Here is a 5,709-nt window from a genome sequence, read left to right on the forward strand (position 1 = left end):
GGTCACCGGCACTGTGGCTTCACAGTAGAGCGCGAGAAATCCCCGGCGACAGATCACCGCTGCTGCGTGATGGTGGCGGTGAGCTCTGGGGTGAGCTTCTCGGCGTCCGACCCCAGATGGCGCGCGGGGCTTCGCATTCCCGCTCCTGGGCCTCGCCCCCTCATGGAACATGATTAGGACAGGCGGGGTGAGCGACGGGCGAAGGCACCCCGCACACCGCGCACTCTCCCGCTGCTGATCACTGCCGGTGCCGCCGGTTCGGCGTGTGCGGTGGCGGGAAGTTCCGAGGTTCGGATCGGTTCCGGGRGCGCCGGTGYCCGGCTGTACGTGGCGTCGAGTGTGCGGGTGGTGGCCCGCTCGATCAGCAGGGGAACGAAGTCCCGGACGCGGCAGCCGTCGAACCGRTCAAGCGYKGCCGCGATCAGATCCTCGACTATCTCGGGTTCGAGATCGGGGTAGCGCTGGAMCAGCCGGGCGCGGACGACATCGAGGGCGTGTTTTTCGTTGTCGTCCATGAGAAGAATTGTCCTGCCCGGRCGCTCGGGCGGGGACACTTTTCGATATCACTTTTCACTGKGTTCGGCGTGGTGGATACGGMTCCTCGATGCAAGTCTGATATTGGCACCGAGGCGGCGGAGGGTGTGCGTCGGTGGCTRTTACCGTCCCGCMCCGGATTCGGACGCGGTAGAAAAGGGGCTGGGGCCGAGAGCGACGATGATCGAGGTCCGGTGGAGTCCGATCTCGGTCCAGCTGGTGGTGACGGTCAGCTTCCCGGTCCGAGGGTAGGCGCCGATCCAGTATGACGGCGTCGCCCGGTAGGGCCCGGATTCCCCGGTGGGCGGTTCGCTTCGGTGGAGGGCGTCGGCAGGCCCGTCGAGATCGTCGGCGCGGACCTGCACGCTCAGATCGGACCACCGCGCCGACCAGTCGTTCGGGTCGGTCAGGGGACGGGTTTCGTAGCGGGCGAAGTCGGCGCGGATCCCGGTGACCCGCATCGCYAGTTGCAGCAGCAGCCCCGACGTGAACGCGGTGACCGCGGACAGTTCCAGGTCCAGGTCCTTCTCGGCAACGATCGGCGTCGGGGGGTGCACACGAAGGCCCCGATCTGCCGGTGGCGCGAGAGCCGGCCAACGATGGCGGCGCATACCCTCATCATCGCACCACGCACCGTTCCTCGGTGGTGGATCAGCCAGGGGACAAGAGGTTTCCGGTGCCCCACTCCACATCTTCGGCGTACCTTCTGGGCGCACGCATCTCACCCCTGACCCCACCGCATTCACGACCGAAGATCGTCGAAAGTACCGGCGTCGACCGGTCTGTCGTCCCATGCTGCTTCGCAGAACTCACCGGGACCGTTAGGCCGCAGGTGGTGGACGGGAGGCCCGGTCGTCGTGCGGTGACGCCGACGGTGACGGCGGGGTGCGGGGCAGGAACACCGCGGCTGCGAGCCCGACGCAGCCGACGGCCGCGAGGACGATCATTGCAAACGCGTACGAGCGTTCGGGGGTGGTGGTGATGCCGGCGACGAGGACGGTGCCGGCGACCGCGGCGCCGAGGGACGAGCCGAGATTCGACACGCTGCGGGAGAGGCCGGAGATTTCGCCCTGCAGCTGCTCGGCGAACGCCGACTGGACGACGTTGACCGACGGGGTCAGCATGACACCGAGACCCAGTCCGATCAGCAGCAGTCCCGGCGCGAACGCCCAGACGTTCGGGGTGCCACTCACCAGCGCAAGCAGGGCGGCGACACCGCCGAGCACGACGAGGAAGCCGGCGAGGATCAGGGTGCGTTGCGCGCGCCGTTTCGCGAGTCGTTCGGCGGCGAGGGAGGCCGCCAGCAGACCGGCCGTTTCCGCGGTGAAGATCACGCCGGTCTCGATCGCGTCGTAACCGCGCACCACCTGCAGGTAGGCGGCGACCACGAACGAGATCCCGGTGAGCAGCAGCCACTGGGTGTTCTGGGTGATCAGGCCCAGGTTGGAGGTGCGGTTGTGAAACAGTGCGGTGGACAGCAGCGGTTCGGTGCCGGCGCGTTCCTTGGCCCGCACCGAGGCGAAAAACCACACCAGCACGAGGGCGCCGGCGACGAGCAGGGTGATCATCACCCAGGCGTTGTTGTCCGCGGCGAGGATTCCAGTCACGACCAGGACGAGCCCGACGGCCGAGAGGATCGCCCCGCCGGTGTCGAACGGGCGGGTCCGGTCGGCGGGCAGTGGATCGGTGATGTTGCGGGCCAGCACCACGATAGCCGCGATGACCAGGGCCTGGAACACGAACGCCGCCCGCCAGCTGATCGCCGAGGTGATAAGGCCGCCGATCAGCGGCCCGGCGGCCGCGCCGATGCCTCCCATCGCGCTGATCGCACCGAACGCGCGGGCGCGGGAGGTGATCTCGGTGAACAGCAGGGTGGTGAGGATGTACACGGGTGGGATCAGCAGCGCCGTGCCCACACCTTCGAGGATCGAGTTGCCGAGGATGAGCACACCCAGGCCCGGGGCTGCCGCGCTCATCAGGGCACCGACCCCGTAGACGACCAGGCCGACGGTGAAACACCGCTTCCGCCCGTACTTGTCGGTCAGCTTGCCGCCGGGGATCATCAGCGCCGCCATCACCAACAGGAAGATGGTGATCGCGACCTGCACACCTTGCACGCTGGTGTCCAGGTCCTCGCTGATGTCGTTGATCATCACGTTCATGTTGGAACCGGCGAAGCTGCAGATGAACTGGGCCAGCGCCAGCGGGATCAGAACCCGGCGCAGCGCCGCCGAGCGGTTTCCTGCTTGGTGTGGTGGGGCCATCTCGCACCTGCTCCGGGTCGCAGCCGTGTCGAACACAACCGACGCACTCCCCACGACTGCGGTACCGCGAACGGGACCATCGCACAGGGAGCTACTGCTCAATCACCCTACCGGTCCCAAACTGCCACAACGGATAGTTCGGGGCGGTGACCACCGCCGCCGGATTTTCGATCCGACCCCGGGAGTCCGCGGCGACGGCCCGTGCCTGCGCACTCTGCCGCGAAGTGCCACCATCCCCGGCGGGGCCGGGGGACAATGAAGTGCGCCGGAAACACTTCACACGTTGCCCGGGAAGGGACACGGTCATGTCCGAAGAATCGCTGGTCAAAGACGGGGTGGTGCAAGGGTCCGCGAGGGGTGGGGCGGTCCTGCTGATCACCGTCGGCGTCCTCGAACTGCTGCAGGGCCTGTCCGCGATCGCCAAGGACGAGGTGCTCGTCACCGGCATCGACTACACCTACCAATTCGACCTGAGCGCCTGGGGCTGGACCCACCTGGTGCTCGGCGTGATCGTCACCGCCGTCGGTATCGCCCTGTTCACCGGCGCCGGCTGGGCGCGGACGGCCGCCCTGGTGACCTGCGCCGTCTCGATCCTCGTCAACTTCCTCTGGTTGCCCTACTACCCGATGTGGGCGATCACGATCATCGCCCTCAATGCCGTCGTGATCTGGGCCGTCTCGACCTGGCACCCCGAGAACACCCGACCCGCACGGCCAGCTCGACCAACGCGATAAACACCACCCGAATACTGCGACACCGATCAGTGCGACACGAACTTCCACCACCGATGTGCACGACCGCGGAACAGGGGCTTGGACAATGCGTATCGAGGATTACGGTCTCATCGGAGACCTGCAGACCGCCGCTCTGGTCGGTGGTGACGGCGCCATCGACTGGCTCTGCCTGCCCCGGTTCGACTCCGCCTCGTGCTTCGCCGCCCTGATCGGCGACGAACGGCACGGCCGATGGGCACTGTCCCCCGCAGGGGAGACGCGGGTCACCGCTCGCCGCTACCGGCCGGGCACGCTGGTGCTCGAATCGGACTTCGAAACCGCCGACGGCATGGTGCGCATCATCGACTTCATGCCCCGACGCGGCGACGATGCGCCCCAGGTGATGCGGATCGTTCAAGGCATCCGGGGCCGGGTGCCGATGCGGATGGAACTGGTCATCCGCCCGGACTACGGCGCGATCTCCCCCTGGGTGGAACCGGAACCGGACGGAATCCGCGCAACCGCCGGCCCGGACACCTTCCGCCTCAGCACCCCGGTGCCTCTACACATCGACAACGGCACCGTCGGTGCCGAATTCGTCATCGCCGAGGGCGGCCGGGCCCGGTTCACCCTGTGCTGGCACTCCTCCTTCGCCCATTCGCCGACGATCGAGGACGCCGACTCGGCACTGGCCCGCACCGAAGCGTGGTGGCGGGAGTGGAGTGGACGCTGCACCTACTCCGGTCCCTACCGGGACCAGGTGCTGACCTCCCTGATCGCACTCAAGGCCATGACCCACGAACAAACCGGCGGAATGGTCGCCGCCCCGACCACCTCCCTACCCGAGGACATCGGCGGGGTGAGGAACTGGGACTACCGCTACTGCTGGCTCCGCGACTCCGCCCTCGCCCTCGAGGCGCTGCTCGCCGCCGGATACACCGACGAAGCCCTCGCCTTCCGGGACTTCCTCACCCGCGTCGGCACCGGGGACCCGACGAAAATCCAGATCATGTACGGAATCAGCGGGGAACGGCGCCTGACCGAATTCGAACTCGACGACTTCCCCGGCTACGAAGGCTCCACCCCCGTCCGAGTCGGCAACGCCGCCTCCGAACAATTCCAACTCGACGTCTACGGCGAGGTCGTCGCCATGCTCTTCGCCGGGGCGCAACTCCTCGGCCGGATCGACCCGAGACGATGGTCGCGGTGGCGCACCGTGATCGAGTACATCGAAACGATCTGGCGCGAACCCGACGACGGAATCTGGGAGACCCGCGGACCCCGCCGGCACTTCACCCACTCCAAGGTCATGGCCTGGGTGGTCTTCGACCGCGCCCTACGCCTGGCCGAGACGTTCGGACTCGACGCCCCCGTCGAACGCTGGACGCAGACGCGCGACGAGATCCACCGCGAGGTCTGCGAACACGGTTTCGACACCCGCCGCAACACCTTCACCCAGTACTACGGGTCCGAGGAACTCGACGCCAGCGTGCTCACCATCCCCCTCGTCGGGTTCCTGCCCGGCACCGATGACCGCGTCAGCGGAACGATCGACGCGATCACCCGGGAACTCGGCCGCGACGGGTTCGTCTCGCGCTACTCGACCGCACAAACCGACGACGGTTTGCCCGGCGACGAAGGACAATTCCTCGCCTGCTCGTTCTGGCTGGTCAGCGCACTGGCACTGAACGGGCGCACCGACCAGGCACGGGCACTGTTCGAGCGGCTCACTGACCTGTCCAACGACCTGGGCCTGCTGGCCGAGGAGTACGACGTCCGCCGACACCGACAGGTCGGCAACTTCCCGCAGGCGTTCAGCCACCTGACCCTCATCGGCGCGGCCTACGCCATCGCCGAAGCCGAGGCCGAGGCCGAGGCTGAGGCGAAGGGGACACAGGCGGCAGGCGACGTGATCCGGCGCCCTGCCGATACCGACCGAGCGTGAGGCGCAACCGTGCCGACGGGGGCGCTGCCCGCGATCACCGTCGGACAGGTCGGCGGCTCGACGGATTCGGAACACTCTCACAGCCCGGCGTCCGACCTTTCTGCCCGGTCGGCGCGACTGGCTCTGTCAACTCGATCTGGCCCCACCTTGTCGGCTCGAGTTGGCCCCAGCCGACCCTTACTTGTGAGGGTGTGACGGCTTGAAGTGGCCCCACCCTGGTGCGGTGAGCTGGGTGTTCGGGGGTGGTCGAATG

Annotated in this window: 5 protein-coding genes; 2 read left to right on the forward strand and 3 right to left on the reverse strand. The window is 67.6% G+C overall.

What is annotated here, in order from left to right; genetic code table 11:
* Positions 1–173 precede the first annotated feature (173 nt).
* The 3 genes from AC1D1G_RS40575 to AC1D1G_RS40585 form a co-directional block, all read right to left on the reverse strand.
* Positions 174–515, reverse strand: a complete 342-nt coding sequence (locus AC1D1G_RS40575; RefSeq protein WP_477956422.1) for a three-helix bundle dimerization domain-containing protein — start codon at positions 513–515, stop codon at positions 174–176.
* A gap of 141 nt (positions 516–656) precedes the next feature.
* On the reverse strand, positions 657–1,145 hold the full coding sequence (locus AC1D1G_RS40580) for a hypothetical protein (protein WP_283352391.1): 489 nt from the start codon (positions 1,143–1,145) through the stop codon (positions 657–659).
* Positions 1,146–1,355: 210 nt separating this feature from the next.
* Positions 1,356–2,798 (reverse strand): MFS transporter, encoded by a 1,443-nt coding sequence (locus tag AC1D1G_RS40585; protein ID WP_477956423.1) that lies wholly within the window; start codon positions 2,796–2,798, stop codon positions 1,356–1,358.
* A gap of 305 nt (positions 2,799–3,103) precedes the next feature.
* On the opposite strand from AC1D1G_RS40585, the gene AC1D1G_RS40590 reads away from it, so the two are divergent.
* Both AC1D1G_RS40590 and AC1D1G_RS40595 read left to right on the forward strand, forming a co-directional pair.
* On the forward strand, positions 3,104–3,532 hold the full coding sequence (locus tag AC1D1G_RS40590) for a DUF7144 family membrane protein (RefSeq protein WP_477956424.1): 429 nt from the start codon (positions 3,104–3,106) through the stop codon (positions 3,530–3,532).
* An 85-nt stretch (positions 3,533–3,617) separates the two neighbouring features.
* Positions 3,618–5,456, forward strand: a complete 1,839-nt coding sequence (locus AC1D1G_RS40595; RefSeq protein WP_477956425.1) for a glycoside hydrolase family 15 protein — start codon at positions 3,618–3,620, stop codon at positions 5,454–5,456.
* Positions 5,457–5,709 lie beyond the last annotated feature (253 nt).

It is taken from the genome of Rhodococcus sp. P3_B8 (assembly GCF_056402775.1).

Excerpts from the sequence above, each read along its gene's own strand:
- AC1D1G_RS40585 (WP_477956423.1), bottom strand. The coding sequence starts at position 2,798 with ATGGCCCCACCACACCAAGCAGGAAACCGCTCGGCGGCGCTGCGCCGG.
- AC1D1G_RS40590 (WP_477956424.1), top strand. The coding sequence starts at position 3,104 with ATGTCCGAAGAATCGCTGGTCAAAGACGGGGTGGTGCAAGGGTCCGCG.
- AC1D1G_RS40595 (WP_477956425.1), top strand. The coding sequence starts at position 3,618 with ATGCGTATCGAGGATTACGGTCTCATCGGAGACCTGCAGACCGCCGCT.